At 60.4% G+C, this 22,929-nt stretch carries 16 protein-coding genes; 6 read left to right on the forward strand and 10 right to left on the reverse strand.

Annotated elements, in window-relative coordinates; translation table 11 throughout:
* Nucleotides 1-12 precede the first annotated feature (12 nt).
* The 7 genes from AAC029_RS02825 to AAC029_RS02855 all read right to left on the reverse strand — a co-directional run bounded on the left by AAC029_RS02825 (nucleotide 13) and on the right by AAC029_RS02855 (nucleotide 10,493).
* Complete coding sequence (locus AAC029_RS02825) at nucleotides 13-843, reverse strand: peptidylprolyl isomerase (RefSeq protein WP_339743729.1); 831 nt, start codon at nucleotides 841-843, stop codon at nucleotides 13-15.
* Nucleotides 840-1,544, reverse strand: a complete 705-nt coding sequence (narI, locus tag AAC029_RS02830) for a respiratory nitrate reductase subunit gamma (RefSeq protein ID WP_339743731.1) — start codon at nucleotides 1,542-1,544, stop codon at nucleotides 840-842. The genes AAC029_RS02825 and narI overlap by 4 nt, the downstream gene beginning before the upstream one ends.
* Nucleotides 1,541-2,251, reverse strand: a complete 711-nt coding sequence (gene narJ / locus AAC029_RS02835) for a nitrate reductase molybdenum cofactor assembly chaperone (RefSeq protein ID WP_339743733.1) — start codon at nucleotides 2,249-2,251, stop codon at nucleotides 1,541-1,543. Before narJ ends, narI begins: the two co-directional genes overlap by 4 nt.
* Complete coding sequence (gene narH / locus AAC029_RS02840; protein WP_339743735.1) at nucleotides 2,248-3,774, reverse strand: nitrate reductase subunit beta; 1,527 nt, start codon at nucleotides 3,772-3,774, stop codon at nucleotides 2,248-2,250. The genes narJ and narH overlap by 4 nt, the downstream gene beginning before the upstream one ends.
* Nucleotides 3,771-7,508: a nitrate reductase subunit alpha gene (locus AAC029_RS02845; RefSeq protein WP_339743737.1), complete on the reverse strand. Its 3,738-nt coding sequence runs from the start codon at nucleotides 7,506-7,508 to the stop codon at nucleotides 3,771-3,773. The genes narH and AAC029_RS02845 overlap by 4 nt, the downstream gene beginning before the upstream one ends.
* 9 nt (nucleotides 7,509-7,517) lie before the next feature.
* Nucleotides 7,518-9,125 carry an antiporter gene (locus AAC029_RS02850; protein WP_339743739.1) on the reverse strand — a complete coding sequence of 536 codons (1,608 nt, stop codon included), beginning with the start codon at nucleotides 9,123-9,125 and terminating at the stop codon, nucleotides 7,518-7,520.
* Between the two features lie 93 nt (nucleotides 9,126-9,218).
* Nucleotides 9,219-10,493, reverse strand: coding sequence for a nitrate/nitrite transporter (locus AAC029_RS02855; protein WP_339743741.1), 1,275 nt, complete (start codon nucleotides 10,491-10,493; stop codon nucleotides 9,219-9,221).
* Between the two features lie 297 nt (nucleotides 10,494-10,790).
* Here AAC029_RS02855 and AAC029_RS02860 point away from each other — a divergent pair, with 297 nt between their 5' ends.
* The 3 genes from AAC029_RS02860 to glp all read left to right on the forward strand — a co-directional run bounded on the left by AAC029_RS02860 (nucleotide 10,791) and on the right by glp (nucleotide 13,480).
* Nucleotides 10,791-11,489 (forward strand): cyclic nucleotide-binding domain-containing protein, encoded by a 699-nt coding sequence (locus AAC029_RS02860; RefSeq protein WP_339743743.1) that lies wholly within the window; start codon nucleotides 10,791-10,793, stop codon nucleotides 11,487-11,489.
* Nucleotides 11,473-12,030 (forward strand): molybdenum cofactor guanylyltransferase, encoded by a 558-nt coding sequence (locus AAC029_RS02865; RefSeq protein WP_339743745.1) that lies wholly within the window; start codon nucleotides 11,473-11,475, stop codon nucleotides 12,028-12,030. Before AAC029_RS02860 ends, AAC029_RS02865 begins: the two co-directional genes overlap by 17 nt.
* A gap of 241 nt (nucleotides 12,031-12,271) precedes the next feature.
* Nucleotides 12,272-13,480 carry a gephyrin-like molybdotransferase Glp gene (glp, locus tag AAC029_RS02870; protein WP_339743747.1) on the forward strand — a complete coding sequence of 403 codons (1,209 nt, stop codon included), beginning with the start codon at nucleotides 12,272-12,274 and terminating at the stop codon, nucleotides 13,478-13,480.
* Here the strand turns inward: glp and AAC029_RS02875 are convergent.
* Both AAC029_RS02875 and AAC029_RS02880 read right to left on the reverse strand, forming a co-directional pair.
* Entirely contained in the window at nucleotides 13,477-14,664 is a 1,188-nt protein-coding gene (locus AAC029_RS02875) for an NnrS family protein (RefSeq protein WP_339743749.1), read from the reverse strand. The genes glp and AAC029_RS02875 overlap by 4 nt on opposite strands.
* A 127-nt stretch (nucleotides 14,665-14,791) precedes the next feature.
* A complete protein-coding gene (locus AAC029_RS02880; RefSeq protein WP_339743751.1) occupies nucleotides 14,792-15,298 on the reverse strand; it encodes a MarR family transcriptional regulator in 507 nt (168 codons plus the stop codon).
* A 321-nt stretch (nucleotides 15,299-15,619) separates the two neighbouring features.
* Between AAC029_RS02880 and AAC029_RS02885 the strand changes: the two genes are divergently transcribed.
* The 3 genes from AAC029_RS02885 (at nucleotide 15,620) to AAC029_RS02895 (ending at nucleotide 21,906) form a co-directional block, all read left to right on the forward strand.
* Nucleotides 15,620-18,205: a TonB-dependent receptor gene (locus AAC029_RS02885; protein WP_339743753.1), complete on the forward strand. Its 2,586-nt coding sequence runs from the start codon at nucleotides 15,620-15,622 to the stop codon at nucleotides 18,203-18,205.
* An 87-nt stretch (nucleotides 18,206-18,292) separates the two neighbouring features.
* Entirely contained in the window at nucleotides 18,293-20,296 is a 2,004-nt protein-coding gene (locus AAC029_RS02890) for a sulfotransferase (protein WP_339743755.1), read from the forward strand.
* The gene (locus AAC029_RS02895) at nucleotides 20,293-21,906 is read left to right on the forward strand and encodes a BCCT family transporter (protein ID WP_339743757.1); all 1,614 of its coding nucleotides are present in this window, start codon (nucleotides 20,293-20,295) and stop codon (nucleotides 21,904-21,906) included. The genes AAC029_RS02890 and AAC029_RS02895 overlap by 4 nt, the downstream gene beginning before the upstream one ends.
* Before the next feature lie 280 nt (nucleotides 21,907-22,186).
* Here the strand turns inward: AAC029_RS02895 and AAC029_RS02900 are convergent, their stop codons facing one another.
* Complete coding sequence (locus AAC029_RS02900; RefSeq protein WP_339743759.1) at nucleotides 22,187-22,882, reverse strand: IS6 family transposase; 696 nt, start codon at nucleotides 22,880-22,882, stop codon at nucleotides 22,187-22,189.
* Nucleotides 22,883-22,929 lie beyond the last annotated feature (47 nt).

The following is a 22,929-nucleotide window of genomic DNA, read 5'->3' on the forward strand; positions in this document are numbered from 1 at the left end:
TGATTTCAAAAATTACTGCACCAGAGGCGAGGTCGCGCCGTGCAATTCGATGCCGGCAATCTTCGCCTCACCGACGACCAGCGACACAAATTGGGCCACCGCCCGCCGCCAGCTGGCATCGCGCAGGAATTCCTCGACCAGAGGGCGGGCGAGATCGAATTCCGGCACCTTGCCGCGAACCAGTTGATCGAGCCGGATGATGTGAAAGCCATAGGGTGTTTCGACCGCTTCGCGCGTCATCTCGCCGGGCCGCAGCTTCATCATCGCCGTCTCGAAGGCCGGCGTCGTCTCGCCCCGGCTGACCTGCCCAAGCCGGCCGCCCTCGGAGGATGAGGAACAATCGGAGCGGTCGCGGGCGACGCGCTCGAAGTCATCCGGCCGGTTTTGCAGATGCTCAACCAGCGTCTGCGCTTCCTGGCGGGCCCGTTCATAAGTGTCGGGATCCTCCTTGCTCGCCTGCAGCAGGATGTGGACCGGCTCGTACAGATCGGGCGCGCGCAGCTTGTCGGCATTATTGGAGAAATAGCGGCGGCAGGACTCTTCATCCGGGTCTGGCGTTGTTACTTCGCGGTCAACGAAAGCCTGGATCAGCGCGTCTTCCTCGACTTCTTTCACCGCATCGGCATCGCTGGCGGCCGGGGCTGTGATGCCCCGCGCCCGGGCGGCCTGCAGCAGAGCTTCGCGGATCGCCAGCGCCTCAGCTGCAGCCTGCCAGGCCGCTTCCGGCCGGCGTGCCGGGTGGTGCTGGGTCTCGGCGGCGATCGCCTTCGCCGGAATGACGACCCCATTGACCGAGACTTCCGCCGTCGGTGGCTTGGGTGTGATGATGGAATGTCCGGTCATTCTTTTGCTCCGGGAACGGGCTTGCGGCGCACGACCTGATAGCCCTGGCGGAAGATGTAACGCAGCGGTGCGCTGAACATGTGCACCAGCCGGGTGAAGGGGAAGACGAGGAAGATCGTCAAGCCGAGCATGATGTGGGCCTTGAAGATCCAATGGGCGCCGAGGATGTAATTGGCGGCCCGGAAGTCGAAGGTGAAGATGCCCTGGGCCCAATTCATGAAGGTCACCATCTCATGGCCGTCGAGATGCTGGACCGAAATGAAGATCGTGCCGAGACCGAGCAGGAGCTGGGCATAGAGCAGGATCAGGATCGAATTATCGGCAAAGCTGGAATGCTTGCGGATCCGGGCATCGGCGAAACGCCGGTGCATCAACAGGGTCGCACCGATCAGCGCCAATGTCCCCGCGACACCGCCGGCGACCACCGCCAGCACCTGTTTGGCACCGTGCGGGATTCCGAGCGCGTCAAACACCGCGATGGGCGTCAACAGCCCGACGAGATGACCAAAGAAAACGATCAGCACACCAACGTGAAACAGGACCGACCCGAGCACCAGCTGACGCCGGCGCAAGAGCTGGCTTGAGCCGGCTTTCCAGGAATAGGGTTCGCGGTCGTAACGGATGATCGAGCCGATCGCGAGCACGGACAGCGCGATATAGGGATAGATACCGAACAGGGCGGTGTTGAGGTATTCACTCATCTTTGCTCTCCCTGGCTACGCGCCGATACTGCCGGCGCGGTCGGCAATTTCATTTTCTCGAGCATTTTCTCGGCGACATTGCAGCCGGCCTCACCGGGCCCGAAGGTCACCGGCTCCTCGGCCCAGGCCGCGTCGAGAGCTTCCAGATCGTCGGGCTCCTCATCATCGGTCTGGATCTCGCCCTGGGTGGTGTCAGCATCCATCGTTGCCAGGGTCAGCAGCGAGCGGAAGACGGCGGCATAGATGCTTTTGCGTTTGCGCAGCCGGTCGCGCAGCGCTTCGAGCACATGCGAGGTCTCGCCGAGCAGGGCCTGCGCTTGCGCCAGGTCCTGGGTGGAGAGGAATTCCAGGAAGAGTGGCAGGAAATCCGGCAGCTCCTTCGCGCTGATCTCCAGCCCGCTCTCGCCATAGACATTCTGCAGATCAACCATCGCCTGGCCGCGCGCCCGGCTCTCACCATGGACATGCTCGAACAGGTGCAGCGACAGGGTCCGCGAGCGATCGAACAGGCTGACATAGCGTTCCTGCAGATCATACAGATCCCGGCTTTCCAGCTGATCGATCAAACGGGCGAGCCGGGTCTGCTGGCCGACGGTCAACAAGCCCTCTTCGGCCATCACCGCCTTGAGTTCCGGACCGGCGGCCTGGATGTCGGCGGTCGGATAGCTCAGCAAGGCAGCCATCACTTTGAAAGTTTTGGCCATCATGCCTTCTCCATCGGTGTCATCGGTTTATTGGCTTTGCCCTTGCCGAACAGCGAGCCGACGGTGGAGCCGTCAGAACAGCCATTGCCGAAGCTGAAGCCGCATTCGCCGCGCAGGTCATAGGCATCTTCAGCCCATTCCCGGTGGGTGGTCGGGATGACAAAGCGATCCTCGTAATTGGCGATGGCCATGATCTGATACATGTCTTCGATCAGATCCTTGGTCAGGCCAACGCTTTGGGGAATGCTCTCATTGATCACGCCATCGACCGTCTTGGCCCGCATATAGGCGCGCATGGCGAGCATGCGTTCCAGACCGGCGGCAATCGGTGCCTCGTCACCAGCGGTGAGCAGATTGGCGAGATAGCGCAGCGGAATGCGCAGGGAGCGCACGTCCGGCATGCCGTTCTGGACATTGATCGAACCGGCCTCGGCCGCCGCATTGATCGGCGAGAGTGGCGGCACATACCAGACCATCGGCAGGGTGCGGTATTCGGGGTGAAGCGGGAAAGCGATCTTCCAGTCAATCGCCATCTTGTAGACCGGCGAACGCTTGGCCGCTTCCAGCCAGGCTTGCGGCACGCCATCACGCAGCGCCTGGGCCTGCACTTCCGGATCATGCGGGTCGAGGAACATGTTGAGCTGCGCCGGATAGAGATCCTTCTCGTCCGGCACAGAGGCAGCCGCCTCGATCTGGTCGGCGTCATAGAGGACAACGCCGAGATAACGGATCCGTCCAACGCAGGTTTCCGAACACACGGTCGGCTGACCGGCCTCGATGCGCGGATAGCAGAAGGTACATTTCTCCGACTTGCCGCTCGACCAGTTGAAATAGATCTTCTTGTAGGGGCAGCCGGAGACACACATGCGCCAGCCGCGGCATTTCTCCTGGTCGATCAGGACAATGCCGTCTTCCTCGCGCTTGTAGATCGCACCCGATGGGCAGGCCGCCGCACAGGCCGGGTTGAGACAGTGCTCACACAGCCGCGGCAGATACATCATGAAAGTGTTTTCGAACTCGCCATACATGGCTTTCTGAATGCCTTCGAAATTGGCGTCCTTGGAGCGTTTGGCAAATTCCCCGCCGAGGATTTCCTCCCAGTTGGGACCCCATTCGATCTTCTCCATGCGCTCACCGGAAATCAGCGAGCGTGGCCGTGCCGTCGGGAAAGCCTCGCTCTCGCCGGCGCGCTGGAGATGGGTGTAATCGAAGGTGAAGGGCTCGTAATAGTCGTCGATTTCCGGCAGGTCCGGATTGGCGAAAATCTTCGCCAGGATCCGCCATTTCGAGCCCATTTTTGGCCGTAGCGAGCCATTGCTGGCGCGGGTCCAGCCGCCATTCCAGCGCTTCTGGTTCTCCCAGTCCTTGGGGTAGCCAATGCCGGGCTTGGTCTCGACATTGTTGAACCAGGCGTATTCAACGCCCTCGCGATTGGTCCACACATTCTTGCAGGTCACCGAGCAGGTATGGCAGCCAATGCATTTGTCCAGATTGAGGACTTTGCCGATTTGCGCACGAATCTTCATTCCGCTGCCTCCATGGCGTCTGCGGCCGGACCTTCGAGCCAGTCGATCTTGGTCATTTTGCGAATAATCACGAACTCGTCGCGATTGGAGCCGACGGTGCCGTAATAGTTGAATCCATAGGATTGCTGGGCATAGCCGCCGATCATATGCGTCGGTTTGAGCATGGTCCGCGTGACGGAGTTATGGATACCGCCGCGCCGGCCGGTGGTTTGCGAACCGGGCACGTTCACCGTCTTTTCCTGAGCGTGATACATGAAGAGCGTGCCCTCCTTGATCCGCTGCGAAACCACGACACGGGCGACCAGCGCACCATTGGCGTTATAGGCTTCCACCCAGTCATTATCGACGAGCCCCACCTTGGCGGCATCGGTCTCGGACATCCACACGATCGGGCCGCCGCGTGACAGGGTCAGCATCAGCAGATTGTCGGTATAGGTCGAGTGAATGCCCCATTTCTGGTGCGGCGTGATGAAGTTGAGCACGATTTGCGGCTCACCATTCGACTTGGAATCGATCACCGGCGCCACCGTCTTGGTGTCGATTGGAGGCCGGTAGACGCACAGGCCCTCGCCGAAGGCGAGCATCCATTTATGGTCCTGGTAGAGCTGTTGGCGGCCACTCAGCGTACGCCAGGGAATGCGCTCATTGATATTGGTCCAGCCTGCATTGTAACAGACTTCCTCGCTCTCAATGCCCGACCAGGTCGGCGAGGAAATGATCTTGCGCGGCTGGGCGACGACATCGCGGAAGCGGATCTTCTCGTCTTCCTTCGGCAAAGCCAGATGCGCATGCTCGCGGCCGGTCGCCACTGACAAGGCGTTCCAAGCCTTGACGGCCACTTGACCATTGGTCTCCGGAGCCAGCATCAACAGGGTTTCGCAGGCATCGATGGCGGTGACGATCTTGGGCTGGCCCTTGCTGATACCCTCTTCGAGGACGACACCATTGAGCTCGCCCAGCAGATGCACCTCGTGCTCGGTATTCCAGCCAATGCCCTTGCCGCCATTGCCCAGCTTGCTCAGCAGGGGCCCCAGCGAGGTGTATTGCTTGTAGAGATTGGCGTAATCGCGGGTCACCACAGAGATGTTCGGCATCGTCTTGCCGGGGATCGCCTCGATCTCGCCCTTGCTCCAATCCTTGACGTCGAGGCCCTGGGCCATTTCACCCGGGGTGTCGTGCAGGATCGGCGTCAACACGACATCGGTTTCGACGCCGAGTTCTTCCGGCGCAATCTCGGAGAATTTCTTCGCCAGCCCCTTGAAGATTTCCCAGTCACTGCGCGCTTCCCAGGCCGGATCTACGGCCGCCGTCAGCGGGTGAATGAAGGGGTGCATGTCAGAGGTGTTGAGATCGTCCTTCTCATACCAGGTCGCGGTCGGCAGGACGATGTCGGAATAGACGCATGTGGTCGACATCCGGAAATCGATCGTCACCAACAGATCGAGCTTGCCCTGCGGTGCTTCGGCGACCCATTTGACTTCGCTCGGACGCAACGCCTCAGGCGTTTCCTCACCCATGACGCCGTGACTGCCGCCAACCAGGTGTTTGATGAAATACTCATGCCCCTTGCCGGATGAGCCCAGCAGGTTGGAGCGCCAGACAAACAGATTGCGCGGCCAGTTCGCCGGATTATCCGGATCGTGGCAGGCCATTTCCAGCTCGCCGGATTTGAGCGATTTGACGACATAATCGGCCGGCTCAAGCCCCTGCGCCTTGGCGCTGGCGGCAATGGTCAGCGGATTGGTCTGGAGTTGCGGCGCGGAGGGCAACCAGCCCATCCGTTCGGCCCGAACATTATAATCGATCATCGTCCCGTCCCACGAGCCTTCCGGCGCGGTCGGTGCGAGGATTTGATCGACATTCATCGTCTCATAGCGCCACTGGTCAGTGTGGGCATACCAGCAGGAGGTCGAGTTTTGGTGCCGCGGCGGACGGTTCCAGTCGAGGCCGAAGGCAAGTGGTTGCCAGCCGGTTTGCGGCCGCAGTTTTTCCTGACCGACATAGTGGGCCCAGCCGCCACCGGACTTGCCGATACAGCCGCACATCACCAGGAGATTGATGATCCCCCGGTAGTTCATATCCATATTATACCAGTGGTTCAGACCCGCGCCGAGGATGACCATGGATTTGCCCTTGGTCTGTTCGGCGTTGTTGGCGAACTCGCGTGCGACCGCGACGATCCGCTCGCGTGGTACGCCGGTAATGGCCTCCGCCCAAGCGGGCGTGTAGGGCATCATGTCGTCATAGGAGGTCGCGACGAAATCGCCGCCCAAGCCGCGATCAAGCCCGTAGTTGGCACAGAACAGGTCGAACACGGTGGCGACCAGGGTCTCGCCATCCTTGAGTTTCAGCTTTTTGACCGGGATTTTGTGGACCAGCACATCGGGGTGATCGGTACCGGTGAAGGCGTCATGGCCCTTATTGGCGAAATACGGGAAGCCGACATCGACGACATCGTCCTGGTTCTCGTCGAGGATGAAGGTTGTTTCCAGATCGATCTCTTCGCCCTGGCTGTCCTTCTGCTCGATATTCCACTTGCCCGACTGACCCCAGCGAAAGCCGATTGACCCGAGCGGGGTGACGATCTTGCCGCTCTTGCGGTCCCAAGCGACGGTCTTCCAGTCGGGATTATTGTCCTCGCCGAGATCATCGCTGAAGTCAGAGGCGCGCAGCAGCCGGCCGGCGACATAGCGGTCACCCTGTTTTTCGAGGCGAACCAGATTGGGGAAGTCGGAATTCTCACGGACATAGGTGTCAAAATACTCGGCCTGCCGGTCGAGATGGAATTCGCGCAACACGACATGGCCGAAGGCCATCGCCAGAGCCGCATCGGTGCCCTGTTTGGGGTTGAGCCAGACATCGCCGAATTTGGCGGCTTCCGAATAGTCCGGGCAGATCACCGCGCTCTTGGCGCCGCGATAGCGGGCCTCGGTGTAGAAGTGGGCGTCGGGCGTGCGGGTCTGCGGCACATTCGAGCCCCAGATCAGCAAATAGCCGGCATTGAACCAGTCGGCAGATTCGGGAACATCGGTCTGCTCGCCCCAAGTCATCGGACTGGCCGGCGGCAGATCGCAATACCAGTCATAGAACGACATGCAGACGCCGCCGAGCAAGGAGAGGTAGCGTGAGCCCGCCGCATAGGAGACCATCGACATCGCCGGGATTGGCGAGAAGCCGAACACCCGGTCGGGCCCATAGGTCTTGGCGGTATAGGCATTGGCAGCGGCGATAATTTCGCTGACTTCGTCCCAGTCGCCACGCACCAGACCGCCAGCGCCGCGCTTGGAGACATAGGATTTGCGCACCGCCTCGTCCTGCTGGATCGAGCGCCAAGCCGCGATGGGCGACAGGGTTTTGCGGGCCGCACGCCAGGCTTTGAGCAGGCGCGAGCGGATCAGCGGGTATTTCACCCGGTTGGCCGAATACATGTACCAGGAATAGCTGGCGCCGCGCGCGCAGCCGCGTGGTTCGTGATTGGGCAGATCAGCGCGGGTGCGCGGGTAATCCGTCTGCTGGGTTTCCCAGGTCACCAGACCGCCCTTGACGTAGATTTTCCAGCTGCACGAGCCGGTGCAATTCACACCATGGGTGGAGCGGACAATCTTGTCGTGCTGCCAGCGTTTTCGGTAGGCCTCCTCCCAGCCGCGGCCCTCGGTCGTGGTGATGCCGTGCCCGTCGGAAAAGCTCTCGGAAGGCCGGGTGAAAAAGGTGAGACGATCTAGAAAATGGCTCATCAGGGCCTCCTATGGGTTTTTCACGTAGGCGCCGGGGCGCAGGTAGAACCACCAGTTCAGGGCAATACAGACGGTGTAGAAGACGGCGAAGCCGTAGAGCGCGATCTCCGGCGTGGTGGCGCGGATCTGCTCGCCAAACACTTGCGGGATAATGAAAGCGCCGTAGGCGGCGACGGCAGAGGCCCAGCCCAGCACAGGGCCGGTTTGCTCGCGGTCGAACACGACAGCAATGGTGCGGAAGGTCGAGCCATTGCCGATGCCGGTGGCGGCAAACAGGATCAGAAACAGAACCAGGAAGGGCACAAAGAATTCTTGTGGTGTCGCGGAGCCATAGGCCTGTTTCATGAACCAGGCGACGCCAACCGCGGCGAACACCATCACCACAGAGACGATTTGCGTCACCAGCGCGCCGCCGAATTTGTCGGCGATCTTGCCGCCAATCGGCCGGATCAAGGCGCCGATAAAAGGCCCGGTCCAGGCAAACATCAGGGCGCTTGGTCCATCGACATTGATCGTGGTGTGGGTCATCACGCCGTCGACCATCAGGTGCTGGAAGCCGAAAATGACCTTGATCGCCAGACCAAAGGCGGCGCTGAAGCCGATGAAGGAGCCAAAAGTCATCGTGTAGATGACCGTCATCGCCCAAGTGTGTTTGTTGTTGAAGATCTTGTACTGGCGCTCAAGGCTCTTGTGGATCGGCCCCGGGATCAGTTTCAGCGCGAACACCGTTGCGGCGATCACCAGCGGCAGGACCAGCCATTTCGACACATTCCAGCCGGAACCGCCGGCCGTCTCTGGCAGCATGAGCCACAGCCCTCCCGCCGCCATGACCAAGCCGATGGCCAGCATGCCAAGGATTTTTCCGAAGGCCGCGATGGGTGAACCGATATTGGGCGAGACATATTCATCGCGGATATTATTCATGCCGACCCAGGTCGCGATCACGACCGGAATCAGGATGGCGACCCAGATGAAGCCGGCATTGTGCAGGAAGGTCGCCGTTCCGGCGGGAATACGGCCAATCAGGGTTCCTGAGGTATTTTGCAGAACCATCGAGGTGCCACCGAAGATGCCGACCGTCATCACGAGCGGGATCAGGATCTGCATCGTGGTGACGCCGAAATTGCCGAGCCCGGCATTCATGCCCAGCGAATAGCCCTGGACCTTTTTGGGGAAGAAGAAGCTGATATTCGACATCGAGCTGGCGAAATTGCCGCCGCCGAAACCGGACAGTAGTGCCATCAGCTGGAACTGCCACAGGGGCGCTTCGGGGTTTTGCAGAATGATCGCGGTACCGGCCGAGGGGATCAGCAGGAGCGCCGTCGTCAGGAAGATCGTGTTGCGCCCTCCTGCAAGGCGAATGAAGAAGGTCGATGGTATTCTCAAGGTCGCACCGGACAGACCGGCGATCGCCGTCAGGGTGAACAGCTCGGCCTGGCTGAAGCCATAGTTCAGATTGATCATCTGGACGGTGATGATGCCCCAGTAGAGCCAGACGGCGAAGCCGCATAACAGGGCCGGGATCGAGATCCACAGATTACGGGTCGCGATGGCCTTGCCGGTCGCTTCCCATTGTACGGGGTCTTCCGGGTTCCAATTCTTCAGGTCCTTGCCCATCGAGGGGCTCCTTAATCTGTTCTGTGGTTGGTACCGGACTTCGCCGCCTGTTTCCCGGGGAGAGAAATGGACGCGACGAAGTCCGGCCCCGTCTCAGCGCGCGGCTGAGGCGGGAATTGGGGTTTCAGGCAGGTCGGAGAGTGATCTTTCCCCGGCCAAGATTGGGAATTTGCGATGCTCTTGGCGGCGGATCGCGACGTGCATCCAGATCAGCGACACCGCGACGAGCAGGAACATCAGCATGAAACAGCTGGTCCAGATCCCGGTCAGGTCGTTGACGATGCCGAAGGAGATCGGCAGCACGAAGCCGCCCAACCCGCCGATCATGCCCACCAGCCCGCCGACACCGCCAACATGGTGCGGGTAGTAGACGGGGATGTGTTTGTAGACGGCGGCTTTGCCGAGCGACATTACGAAGCCGAGCGCGATCGTCAGGATCGCGAAGACCGGCACGCTGGTTACGAGGCTGAATTCGATAGGGCCCTGGATCCCATCGACCACGTAGTGAGTCGGTGGATAGCTCAGAATGAAGAGACAGATCAGCGAGACGATGAAGGTGAGATACATCACCGCGCGGGCACCAAACTTGTCCGACATCCAGCCACCGAGGGCTCGAAACACAGAACCCGGCAGGGAGTAGGCGGCGGCCAGCATGCCGGCGGTCTGCAGGTCAAGCCCATAGGCACCGACATAATAACGTGGCAGCCACGAGGCCATCGCCACGAAGGCGCCGAAGACGAAGAAATAATAGGTGGCGAAGCGCCAAACTCTCGGGTCTCGCAGGGGTTCGAGCTGCATCATGGCCGAGGCCGGCTTTTCACCGCTCTTGCGGCGGGCGACGAGGGCCGGATCGTCCTTGGTGAAAACCCAAAACAGGATTGCGATCACGGTCAGCGCAGCGGCATAGATCATCGCCGTCTGCTGCCAGCCGAAGGCGACCACCAGGAAGGGGGCGCCGAAATTCGTCACGGCCGCCCCGACATTGCCGGCGCCGAAAATCCCCAGCGCCGTGCCCTGGTTCTTTGCCTCATACCAGCGCGACACGTAGGCGACGCCAATAATGAAGGAGCCGCCGGCCAAGCCGACACCGAGCGCGGCAAGCAGGAAGAGCGGATAGGTGTTGGCTTGCGAGAGCAGCAGGGTTGCGAACGCGGTCGTCAACATCTGGATCGGAAACATCAACCGGCCGCCATATTGTTCGGCGAGGATGCCCAGGAAGATGCGGCTGATTGATCCGGTCAAAACCGGTGTCGCGACCAACAGGCCAAACTCGGTCTCGGACAGACCCAGCTCCTGTTTGATCCGCACGCCGATGATCGAGAATATGGTCCAGACCGCAAAGCAGGCGGTGAAGGCGAGCGTACTCATTCCCAATGCCTGGTTTTGCTGCCCTCGCGTGACGTTTTCGAGCGTATTCATTCCGAATCCCCTGCCGTCCCCTAGCGGGCGGTTGCACTGTGGGACTAGCGATACGGAGAAGACAGTACGGCTTCAACCGGACAGCGCGTCGCGCGTCAGATCGCCGCAAGTCTTTGATTAGAAATATCAAAAATGCGATACCATTTAAACTTTTGTGGAATACCTACTTGCGATTTCACGGGTCTCCAGTTGATGATTATCAAATTTGCTTTATAGCTTCGCCGCTTGGGTGAACCGGAGTCGAAGATGAGGCCAGAGGATTGTGATTCGGTCCGTGCATTGTCCTTGTTCAAGGACATGGATGCCGCGGTGTTTGGCGAGCTGGTCTCCGCCGCCTATTTGCAGCGTTTCCCGGCGCAGATCGATTTGATCAAGGAAGGCGACCCCGCCGATTTCCTCTACATTGTCGTCGAAGGCAGCGTTGAGCTGTACGGCTCCTCCAATGGCCGGGAATCGACGATGGCGATGGTGCGCCCGGTCTCAACTTTCATCCTCGCTGCCAGTATCAAAGACGCGCCCTATCTGATGTCGGCGCGCACCCTGGAAGCCAGCAAACTCCTGTTGATCCCATCAGATGATATCCGCCGCGCTTTTGCGACCGACGACAAGTTTGCCCGCGCCATCGTCGTGGAGCTGGCCAGCTGCTACCGCGCTGTCATCAAGTCGATGAAAAACCTCAAACTGCGGACGTCGATCGAACGCGTGGCCAATTATATCCTGCGCATGCACGCGCGCGCCGGCGGCAGCGATACGGTTGAATTACAGGTCGGCAAGCGCAATCTGGCCTCGATGCTCGGTATGACACCGGAAAACCTGTCGCGGGCTTTCGGGGCCCTGCAGGCGCATGGCGTCTCGGTCGATGGCCGCCAAATCACGATCGAGGATGCGGAACGGCTCGCCCGCTACGCCAAGCCGACCCCGCTGATCGATGACCCAAGAGGCTGACCCCGGACGGCTCGCCGGCCTGATCCTCGCCGGCGGCCGCTCGGCGCGGATGGGCCAGGACAAGGCCAGTCTCGAATGGCAGGGCGAGACCCTGCTCGACCGCGCCCGCGCCCTGCTGCGCGCCACCGGGGTGGACGCCATCCATGTCGGCGGCCGTCCGGACGAGATCGACGGCCTGCCCGACAGTGAGCCCCATGCCGGCCCGGCCCGCGCCATCCTCGACGCCACCCGTCTGCTGCGCGGGCAATTTCAACGCCTGCTGATCATTCCCGTCGACATGCCCCTGCTCGGTCCCGCTCAGCTGACCCCCCTGCTCGCCGCCGCCCCTGGACAGGCCTGCCATTGGCAGGACCAACCGCTTCCGGCCCTGATCCCGATCGAGGCCTGCGATCGTCTGCACGATGAGGATATCCACTCGATCAAACGCCTGCTCGCCACTCTCAATGCCAAGGCCCTGGCCCTGCCGCCGACCGGGCCGCGCGATCCGTTCATCAACATAAACACCCCCGACGCCCTCGCCGCTCTAAAGCGTCAAAGCTGACCCTGTAGATGTTGTAGTAGTAGTCGAAAGGCGAAATCCGACACCGCCGCGACGAAAGGTCACCGTGCGCGATGCTGGCAAGCACTCAACGATGGTCTAACGGATACTCAACGGATAACGGGCGGCAGGCTAACGCGTGAGCCGGGATCAGTCGGCAGATGGCGCGAAATGCGCCACCGGGCTAACCTTCGGCAACGCGACGGGCAGGCCCCCGCCATCTCATCTCAAGGCTGACAGAACGATGATTTCCCTCGACGAAGCCCGCGCCATTCTGATCGCCGCCCTCACCGCCGGTTCGGCAGAAACCGTAGACTATTCCAAGGCTTGCGGCCGCGTACTCGCCGAACCACTGCTGGCGAAGCGCACCCAGCCCCCCTTCGACGCCTCCGCGATGGACGGCTACGCCATCCGCTCAGCCGATCTCGCCCAAGGTCCGGCCAGCTTTGAACTCACCGGAGAATCCGCAGCAGGCGCAAGGCATTACGGCGATTTACGTCCCGGCCAAGCGATCCGGATCTCAACCGGCGCACCGATGCCAAACGGTGCAGACCAGGTCGTGATGCAGGAACGCGCCAAGCTGGATGCCGGCCAGGTCCATCTCGACGACACCTGTCGCCCAAATTCGAATGTCCGCAAAGCGGGGATAGATTTCGAGGCGGGCAAGCTCCTCCTGCCGGCCGGAACCCGCCTGACCCCTGACGCCATAGGCCTGGCCGTCGGTGCTGGCCTGACCGAACTGACCGTCCATGTCCGGCCGCGTGTGGGGATATTGTCGACCGGCGACGAGCTGGTTGAACCCGGCGAGGCCACTGGCCCCGATCAGATCATCAACTCGATCTCCAAGGCACTGGACGGGCTAGTGCGCCAATGGGGCGGAGAGCCGGTCTATCTGGGTATCGCCCGGGACAGTCCAGCGGCCGTCCGGGCCAAGCTGGATGCCGCCGCAGGCCTCGACCTCCTCGTCACCATCGGCGGTGCCTCGGTCGGTGACCATGATCATTTGCGTCAGGTCTTCAACGATGCCGGCGGCCAGCTAACGTTTGAAAAGATTGCCGTAAAACCCGGCAAACCGACCTGGTTTGGCGCTCTGGGACGCTTGCCAATACTGGGCCTGCCGGGCAATCCGGTGTCCTCCCTCGTGATGGCGCGGCTGTGTCTTTTGCCTGTGCTGCAACGGCTGACGGGTCAACCCCCCGAGCTCGATTTCGGCCAAGCAAGACTGGGTGCCGACCTGGAAGAAAACGGCTCCCGCGAGAATTTCGTTCGCGCCATTCGCGATCCATCCAACGGCACCGTTGCACCGCTCGGCAATCAGGATTCCTCAGCCCTTTCAGCCCTTTCCCAGGCCGATTGCCTGATCCGCCGCGCCGCCGATGCGCCGGCGGCACTGGCGGGAGGGGCGGTAGAAATTCTACCATTGAAAACATCGCGCTACGACGGCTGGACCTAGCGGCTCACCGCCGGCGGCTTTGAGCCGAACAGCATCGGTGCATAGCCAATGAAGAAGAGCAGAAACGCCCCGCTCCACAGGCTCGCACCGGCCACAAGCAGGGTGAGATCATTGCCCCTCAGCGCCGCGCAAACGCGCAGAATCGCCCCCAGATGGGCCAGCACATAGATCAGGGTGGTGACCCGGTTGGCGCTGCGGGGGCGGCCGCTATGACCAAGGCTCGCTCGCGTCATCACCGCTAGCGTCATGGTACCGATCAGCCCCGCCGCCATGGCGTGCACCCCTGCGGAGGCTGGGATATTGCCCGGCCAGAGAATACCCGCTCCGATTAGACCTGCGGCTATGCCCAACCAAGCATAACCGGCATGCAGCGACCAGACGAGCGGCTCAGCCAAGGTGGCAAAGCCTTTCCACCGTGCCAGCCGGACGATCTGCGACAGGCCAGCCAGAAGCAGCAGGTCGCCCGTGATCATTGCGTCGGGAGCGGCGATCCAGCTCACCAGCGCGACCGCCAACACCGCGATCACGCCCTTGTCATAGACCTTCATCGGCCCGGGCATGCTTGCAGTGTGCGGGCTGTTGATCGAGGCCAGCCAGTTTCGGGTGAAGCTGGGAACGATGCGGCCACCGATCACCGCGATCAGCAGAGCGGCAACGGCAAAAGTGCCGCGGATCGCGGCGGCGTAATAGGCCGGAAAATGAAACAGAAGGTGGGACAGGGCGAACAGCGTCAGCAATCCGACGACGGGCAGATTGCGCCAGTTTTTCCCGGCCATGACTTCGCGAAATGCCACCGCAGCGAGGACGAACAGGAAGGCAATATCGATGGTCGTCGCGATCACGCCGTCAAACGTCAACGCCGCAACCCGGCCCGCGGCCCAGAGCGCAAACAGCGCGGCCAGCCCATTGCCGGCGACGGGCGCGCGGCCGGTCCAGTTCGGGATCGCTGTCAGTGAAAACCCGCAGATAATCGCTGCCAGATAGCCGTAGAGCATCTCATGCGCGTGTCCCACCATGCCCAAGGATGCCTGCGGACCAAAACCGCCACCAGCATATTCCCACACCCAGAGTGGCACCAGAGCGGCGGCCCAAAACGCCCCGCCGAGGAAAAAGGGGCGAAAGGCATTTTGCAGGAAAGGCGGGGCGGCACGCCGCTGGGCCCCCCGATCAACGGATTTGTCCATTTTTGCCTCTGAACTATGGTGACTTGATATTTCTCAAATCTACCTGAAGTCCCGAGATTGCCGATGAGACGCATTGTCACGGGAGCAGGTGGGAACGACGCCCCGGAAGCACCTTGGGACGCTCAGGTCAGACCGGTTGATCGGCGCCAATTTCGCCTTCCCCGGTGCGGCGAACATCGCCGACATCGAGAATCGGCGCCGCGTCGACATCTTCCGCGCTCATCAATTCCGCCAGCCGCTGCAGCGAGGCGATCAGCATCTGCTGCTCCCAGTCGGCGAGCTCACCAAACGACTTCAAAAAACCCGATTGTAGCGCTGGCGGGGCATCGGCCAGGCATTGCCGGCCTGCATCGCTAATCTCGACGACGACATTGCGCCGATCCGTCTGGCTACGTTGCCGCGAGATCAGGCCGCGCTGTTCCAGTCGGTCGAGGATAACCGTCACTGTGGCTTGGCTGAGCGATACATCGCGCGCGATCGCGCTAGGAATCACAGGCCCCTTCTGGGTGAGCGTTTGCAGAACAACCCGCTGCGACGACGTTAAGCCGCTCGCTTTCATCAACTTTTTGGAATGCAGGTCGACCGCGCGGACAATCCGGCGAACGGCGATCAACACATCGTCCTGCCTGTTCATCTGGCGTCTCCATCACCGGCTGGCCGCTGCCAAGCCTAACCCGGTTCCTGAGCGCCGCAACACGTCATTTTGATGTTTAGACAACGAAATTCATACGGTTTTTGACGACCCAATTTCGGCCAGAGACGCAAAGAAGTTTCGTGCCACAAATGCAACACAATCCCCATAGCATTCAAATACAACGCCTTTTTGAAGCTCAAACCCAAGCGTATCAATCAGCATCGTCCCCGTAAATCATTAGACATCTATCTATATATAGCCATGTCGCAGTTGATCGCTTACACCCCCCAAATCAGAAAAATCATGAGGTAACTAAGAGCCATGCTCAAAAAGCGCGCGCTTACGACGACCATTTTGTCATCCGCCCTGTTGGCGTTCGTTGCGACCGGCATTGCCGCCGCGCAAGTGGAGACCATCACGGTGACCGCGACAAAGCGGGAAGCCAGCACCCAGTCGATCCCGATCGCCGTCAACGCGATGGGAGAGCGCACGCTCGAAGAACTCCGCGTCAACGTCTTCACGGATTATCTCATGCAGTTGCCAGGCGTGACCGCCGGCGGCTCGGGCCCTGGTCAGAACACGATTTACATTCGCGGCCTCGCATCGACGACGCCAAACCTGACGACAGCCGGCGTTGCCGGACTGGCGCCGAATGTGGCCTTCTATCTCGATGAACAGCCGCTGGGTCAGCCCGGCCGCAATCTCGACGTCTATGCCGCCGACATCAATCGCGTCGAAGTGCTGCCGGGGCCACAGGGCACGCTCTACGGTGCCAGCTCTCAGGCCGGCACGGTTCGAATGATCACCAACGCCCCTGTCATTGGCGAGTTTGAGGCGTCAGCCAGCCTTGGCCTGTCCTTCACCGAAAACGGTGAAATGAGCAATAATGTGGAAGCCGTGATCAACCTTCCGGTCTCCGAGAACTTCGCCCTTCGCGGCGTGTTCTATGTCGACAATCAGGGTGGCTATATCGACAATGTCGCCGGCACGCTCTCGGCCAGCGACAGCGCCCGCTTCCGCTCCGCAGGGACGATGCGCTCGAACGGCGTTCCGGTGAGCGCCAATCGCGCAGGCTTCCAGTCCGGTGCCGATCTTTCAGGCGTGACCTTCCTCGATGCAAACAATGCCGCCCTGGTCGAGGAAAACTTCAATGACACGACCTATCAAGGCTTCCGCATCAGTGGCTTGTGGGACATCAACTCCGATTTCAGCCTACGCGTGACGCATAGTCAGCAAACGCTGGAAACCGATGGCGTTTTCTTCTCCGACCCGACGCTCGGTGATCTGGAAATCCAGCGCTACGAACAGGACAATATGGAAGACTCCTTCCAGAACACGGCCTGGACGCTGGAAGGCCGCCTCGGCATGCTCGACGCGGTTTATACCGGCGCCTATACCGACCGGCAGACCGATCAACGGGTCGACTATTCCGATTACCTCTTCGTGGGCCAATACCTGCCCTATTACATCTGCGACGGCTCGGTCTCCTATCCCGGCGCCGCAGCGCCGTCGGGCACGTGCCAAGCGCCTAACCTGTTTGTGAACTCCTCAACCGATACGACGGTCTTCACGCAGGAACTTCGCTTCAACACACCGGAAGATCGCCGTTTCCGTGCGACATTCGGCGGCTTCTACAGCGAGCTGGAACTGGCCGAACGCAATGACTTCACCTATCCCGGCTCAGTCAATGCCGTGTTGTTCGGTCAGACCGGCTTTTCGCCGAACTACCCGTTCACGACCGGCTATATCTCCGATCCCGGCCCGTTCCCGGCCGGCGTCATCTTCCGCAATGATGTGCTGAGAACCGACACCCAATCAGGCGTCTTCGGTGAGGCGAGCTTCGATTTCAACGACCAGTTCTCGATCACTGTCGGCACGCGTTATTACGACATTGTCGTCGACCTTGAGGGCAGCGCCAACTCCTCCTTTTGCAACGGCTTTCAGCCGGACATCAATGCCTTCGGAACGGATATTTCTGACCTCTATAACGGCGATGGCTCTGTGACATTCCACGGCTCCTGCAACGCAGCGAACCACATCACCTATACCGACCCGAACACGCCGGGCATTCCGGCCTCGGTCGCGGCGGCACTGGGTGCTCCCGATGCGGCACGTACCGAAGGCTTCATCTACAAGGTGACCGGTCAGTGGACACCACGCGATGGCATGTTGTTCTACGCGACCTATTCCGAAGGCTTCCGCCCCGGCCTGTTGAACCGCCCTGGCGGCGCATCCGGCCCTGGCGGGTTCACCGTTCCGTTTGCTCTCGAGAGTGACGTGGTGACCAATTACGAACTCGGCTGGAAGCTGGACCTGGCGGACAACCAGTTGCGGTTCAACGGCAATGTCTTTTTTGTCGATGTTGAAAATCTGCAAACCACAATTTTCGATCCCTCCATCACCAATCTCTTCTTCTCGGATAATGCGGCGAATGCCGAAATCCGCGGGTTTGAAGGCGATGTCACTTGGGCACCGATGGATGTGCACGGCCTCACGGTCACCGGCGCGTTCTCCGTTCTGGACACAGAAATCACGGAAGTCCTGACGCCGACCAATGATGTGCTGGTCGGTTCGGAACTGGCCTTCGCACCGGGCTTCCAGGGGAATATCCGGGCCCGTTATGAATGGGAGCTGGACAATGGCCTGACCGCACACGTCATGCCGCAAATCGTCTATTCCGGCGATTCCGTCAGTGATGTGATCGAGATCAACAAGGTGGCGTTGGATGGCTACACCATGGCCAGTTTCTCCACGGGTCTGACCGGTGATCGCTGGAGCATCGAAGCCTTCGTCAACAATTTGACCGACGAGCGCGCCCAACTGAGCAATAACTTTGTCTACGACCGTGAGCGAGTGACTATCGCCCGTCCACGGACATGGGGCCTACGGGCGCGGGTTCAATACTGATCCCACACTCGACTGAAGTCAGTTGATATTCAGGGTGAGCGCCCCGCAATTTCGCGGGGCGCTCACCTTTATCATACGGAAACCGAATTGCCCGAAGCAGCCGAAGTCCAACCCGACCTGTTGCAAACCGCGCAATCGCGCATGTATGCCGGTGAGTTCCGCGAAGCCCTCACCCTATTGGACCGCGCGATGCCGTCCGAAGCGGACACCATCGAAGCGCTTTATATGCGGGCGGTTTGTCATCGCTATCTGAAAGATGCCCCGGCCGCTCTGGCGGATCTCACGGCCCTGAAACAACTGGTCCCGGACTTTGGCCGCGCCTATCAGGAAGAGGGTCACCTTCACCGCGATACCGGCAATCTCGAGCGAGCCCTGCTCGCATACCAAAGAGCCTGCCAGTTCAATCCTGCCCTACTTGCGAGCTGGACGGCACAAACGGCGGCGTTGAGAGCGCTGAGCCGCGGGTCAGAGGCAGACCAGGTCGAAGCCCAAGCGCAGCGGCTCCAAGCCCTACCCAAGGACCTCGTCGCCGTCACTCACCTTCTTTACGAAGGCAAGCTGCTGAAGGCTGAACAGCTTTGCCGCGCCTACATGCAGAAGAACCCCCGCGACATCGAGGGGATGCGCCTGCTCGCCGAGATCGGAAAACGGTTCGGCGTGCTGGAAGATGCCGATTTCCTGCTCGAGACAGCGCTCGAACTGGATCCGGATAATATTCAGCTGCGCCTGGACTTCATTGACGTACTCAGACGGCGGCAGAAATTCCAAGCCGCTCTGGTGCAGGCAAAGACGCTTTACGACCGTGAGCCCCACAATCCGCTCTTCCAATCGCATCTGGCGATTGAATCGATGCAGACGGGCGATTTCGACAGGGCCTTGGCGCTGTTCGAGACGATTCTCAAAGCCTTGCCCGAGGACGCGGCGACGCTGACCTCGCGCGGCCATGCGCTGAAAACCCTGGGTGAGCAGGATCGGGCGGTCGCGTCCTACCAGGCCGCTGCCCGGATCAAGGCCGATCACGGCGATGCCTGGTATGCGCTCGCCAATCTCAAAACTTACAGCTTTTCCGACGACGAGCTGTCGACCTTGCGGACGCAGGAAGCCGGACCCGATCTGGGGTTTCAGGACCGCGTCTATCTCTGCTTTGCCTTGGGCAAGGCACTTGAGGATCGCGGCGACTATGCCGCCGCCTTTGAATATTATGAGCGCGGCAATGATCTCAAGCGCACCCAGGCCCGCTATACCTCCGATCAGATGGAAGAAGAACTGGCGGCGCAGGCCGGTATCTGCACGCCGGACCTGTTCAAAAAGCAAGCCGACAAGGGATGTCCGGCGCCAGACCCGATCTTCATCGTCGGCTTGCCACGGGCCGGCTCAACCCTGATCGAGCAGATCCTGGCCTCGCATAGCCAAGTGGATGGCACGCTGGAACTGCCCAATATTCTCGCCCTGTCGCACCGGCTGCGCGGCCGCAAACGGGTGAGCGACAAGACCTTCTATCCACGGAATTTACATGATCTGGATGCCGACAAACTGCGCGAGCTCGGCGAGGATTATATCGAAAACACCCGGATACACCGCCAAGGCGCGCCTTTCTTCACCGACAAGATGCCGAATAATTTCCGGCATATCGGTCTGATCAAGCTGATCCTGCCGAATGCCAGGATTATCGATGCCCGGCGCGGCGCGATGGCGTGCTGCTTTTCCGGCTTCAAGCAATTATTCGCCGAAGGGCAGGAGTTTACCTACGGGCTCGATGAGATCGGCCGCTATTACAGAGCCTATGTCGAACTGATGGCGCATTGGGACACGGTTTTGCCCGGCCAGATTCTGCGTGTGCACCATGAGGACGTGGTCGAAGACGTCGAATCCCAGGTGCGGCGCATCCTGGAGTTCTGCGGCCTGCCCTTCGAGCAGGCCTGTGTCGACTTCCACACGACCAAACGCGCTGTACGCACAGCCTCATCCGAACAGGTGCGCCAGCCAATCAACAAGGGCGGCATCGGACAATGGCGTCATTTTGAACCCTGGCTTGATCCGCTGAAGCGGGCGCTGGGAAGCGAAATTGTGAGAGCTGAGGAAACAAAATGACCCGTAGATTATACTCAACCTCGCACAAAGCCGGCGAGAACAATGTCGAGGTGCTGGGGCTGGACGTCCATAATCCGGTGTTCTTCCTCGCAGGCGGACTGGTTGTCACCTTCATCGGATTGACGCTGGCCTTTCCGGATTCGGCATCAACTGTTTTGCTCGCGGCGCGCGCCTGGGTGTTGCAGACCTTCGACTGGTTGTTTGTTTCGACCGTGAACATCGTCTTCCTGTTCGCGATGTTCGTCATGATCTCACCGCTCGGACGCTTGCGGATCGGTGGCCGCGAGGCACGGCCGGATTTTTCGACCGGGTCCTGGCTCGCCATGTTGTTCTCGGCCGGCATCGGAATCGGCTTGATGTTCTGGGGGGCTGCCGAGCCGCTGGCCTATTATACCGGCTGGTCCGGCACACCGCTCGGGGTCGAGCCGCGCACCGAGGCGGCACATGAATTGGCACTGAGCGCGACCATGTTTCATTGGGGGCTGAACGCTTGGTCGATCTATGCCGTCATGGGTCTGGCGCTGGCCTATTTCTCGTTCTCCAAGGGCTTACCGCTCACGGTTCGCTCGGCCTTCTACCCACTGCTCGGTGAGCGGATCTGGGGTTGGCCGGGGCATATTATCGACCTGTTGGCCGTGATCGCGACCCTGTTCGGGCTGGCAACCTCACTCGGGCTCGGCGCACAACAAATATCAAGTGGCCTGCATTATCTGTTCGGAATGGACGCCGGTATCGGTCTGCAGATCGGCATTATTGTCTTCATCACCTCCATCGCCACCATCTCGGTGGTGCGCGGACTCGATGGGGGCGTGAAAGTTCTGTCCAATATCAATATGGCGATGGCGGCGCTCTTCCTGCTCTTCGTCTTCGCAGTCGGACCGACGCTGATCATCCTGACCGGCTTCTGGGAGAACACCGTCAACTATATCCGCGACTTCGTGCCGCTATCGAACTGGATCGGACGTGAGGATACGGAATGGTTCCATGGCTGGACAATCTTCTATTGGGCCTGGTGGATCTCCTGGTCGCCTTTTGTCGGCATGTTCATCGCCCGCATCTCGAAGGGCCGCACCGTGCGGCAATTCCTGTTCTGCGTGATTTTTGTTCCGCTCCTGATCACCATCGCCTGGTTCTCGACCTTCGGCGAGATCGCCCTGCTGCAGGCCGATTCAGGCGTCGGTGAACTGGCCGACGGGATCGACAAGGTATCGCTGGTCCTGTTCGAGATGCTCGAAAACCTGCCCTATGACCAAATCGCCTCGATGATGGCGGTTATCCTGGTGCTGATCTTCTTCGTTACCTCGTCGGACTCCGGCTCGCTGGTCGTCGACAGCATTACCGCAGGCGGCAAACTGCATGCCCCTATCCCGCAACGCATCTTCTGGGCCTCCATGGAGGGGTTGATCGCGATCGTCCTGCTGTATGGCGGTGGGGCGGAGGCGCTGCGAGCCTTGCAAGCCGGCACGATTGCCGTCGGCCTTCCCTTTACGATTGTCTTGCTGGTCTGCTGTTTCAGCCTCTGGAAGGCCATGTCAGCGGATTCACGCGCCTTGCGCGTGCTCGAGCGTGAAGAAGCGGAACAACGAAAGCTCAAGCCGGTGGAAAGCTGAACCTGACTAGCCCCATGGTGGACGCAGTCCTGCGCTCAGTGGTCTCTGAGTTTCGGGGAAAACCGGGTTGGCTACCCGTCTTGAGAGTTCGCTCCAGACTGAGAGGCGGCCGTCAGATGAATACGAACGGGTCTCGGCAGGCGGTTTGGTCAGCGCACCCGTCCAAGACGGGGTAAAAACAGCCGGCCAAGATGAAAACATCTGAGTGGCTGTCTTGCGCGCGCCGGGGTGCTGTCAGACGAACGCGAACGGGTCTCCGAAATCGACCATCGACCTTAACTCAGGCGGCGAGCTGGCGCCATTCGGCCAGGGCGGCGGAGCGGTTCTGCTTGAACGTTTCTCTGCGGCTTAGATGACGTTCGTGGCTGAAGTGATTGTGGACGGATGACTGGGCTGAGACGAACTTCTGGAGCGTTTCGAAGCTGCGAAATTTGCCCATCGCTCGTTCCTTTCGCCGGAACGGGAGGTGGGAGTTTTCCGCTCGATTGTTGAGCCAGCGCCCGGTCTCCTGGCGGCCGGCATTGCCGATCAGTTTCATCGCGGCTTTGTATGACTTCAGCCGATCCGTCACTACGACGTGCGGATTGCCGTATCGCTTCATCGTCCTGCGCAAAAATCTCAACGCTGCTTTGCGATCCCGGCGCCTTGTGACATAGGCCTCAAGAACTTCGCCTTCGTGATCGACCGCCCGCCAGAGATAGTGAAGCTCGCCATTTATTTTGACGAAGACTTCGTCCAAGTGCCAAGTCCAGTTCGAGAATTTCAGACTGGAAACCCGACGTTTACGGATCCGCGCCGCGAACATCGGCCCGAAGCGGTTCCACCAAAACCGCACCGTCTCGTGCGTGATATCGATCCCGCGTTCGTGGAGCAGATCCTCGACGTTTCGCAGCGAGAGCGGAAAACGGATGTACATCATCACAGCCAGGCGGATGATCTCCGGCGAAGTCTTGAAATATTTGAACGGATTGCACATCCGGTGAGGCTAAGGAACTACCGTACCGCGCTCAAGGCGAAGTTCCT

Source organism: uncultured Maricaulis sp., assembly GCF_963975345.1.
Taxonomy (GTDB): Bacteria; Pseudomonadota; Alphaproteobacteria; order Caulobacterales; family Maricaulaceae; genus Maricaulis.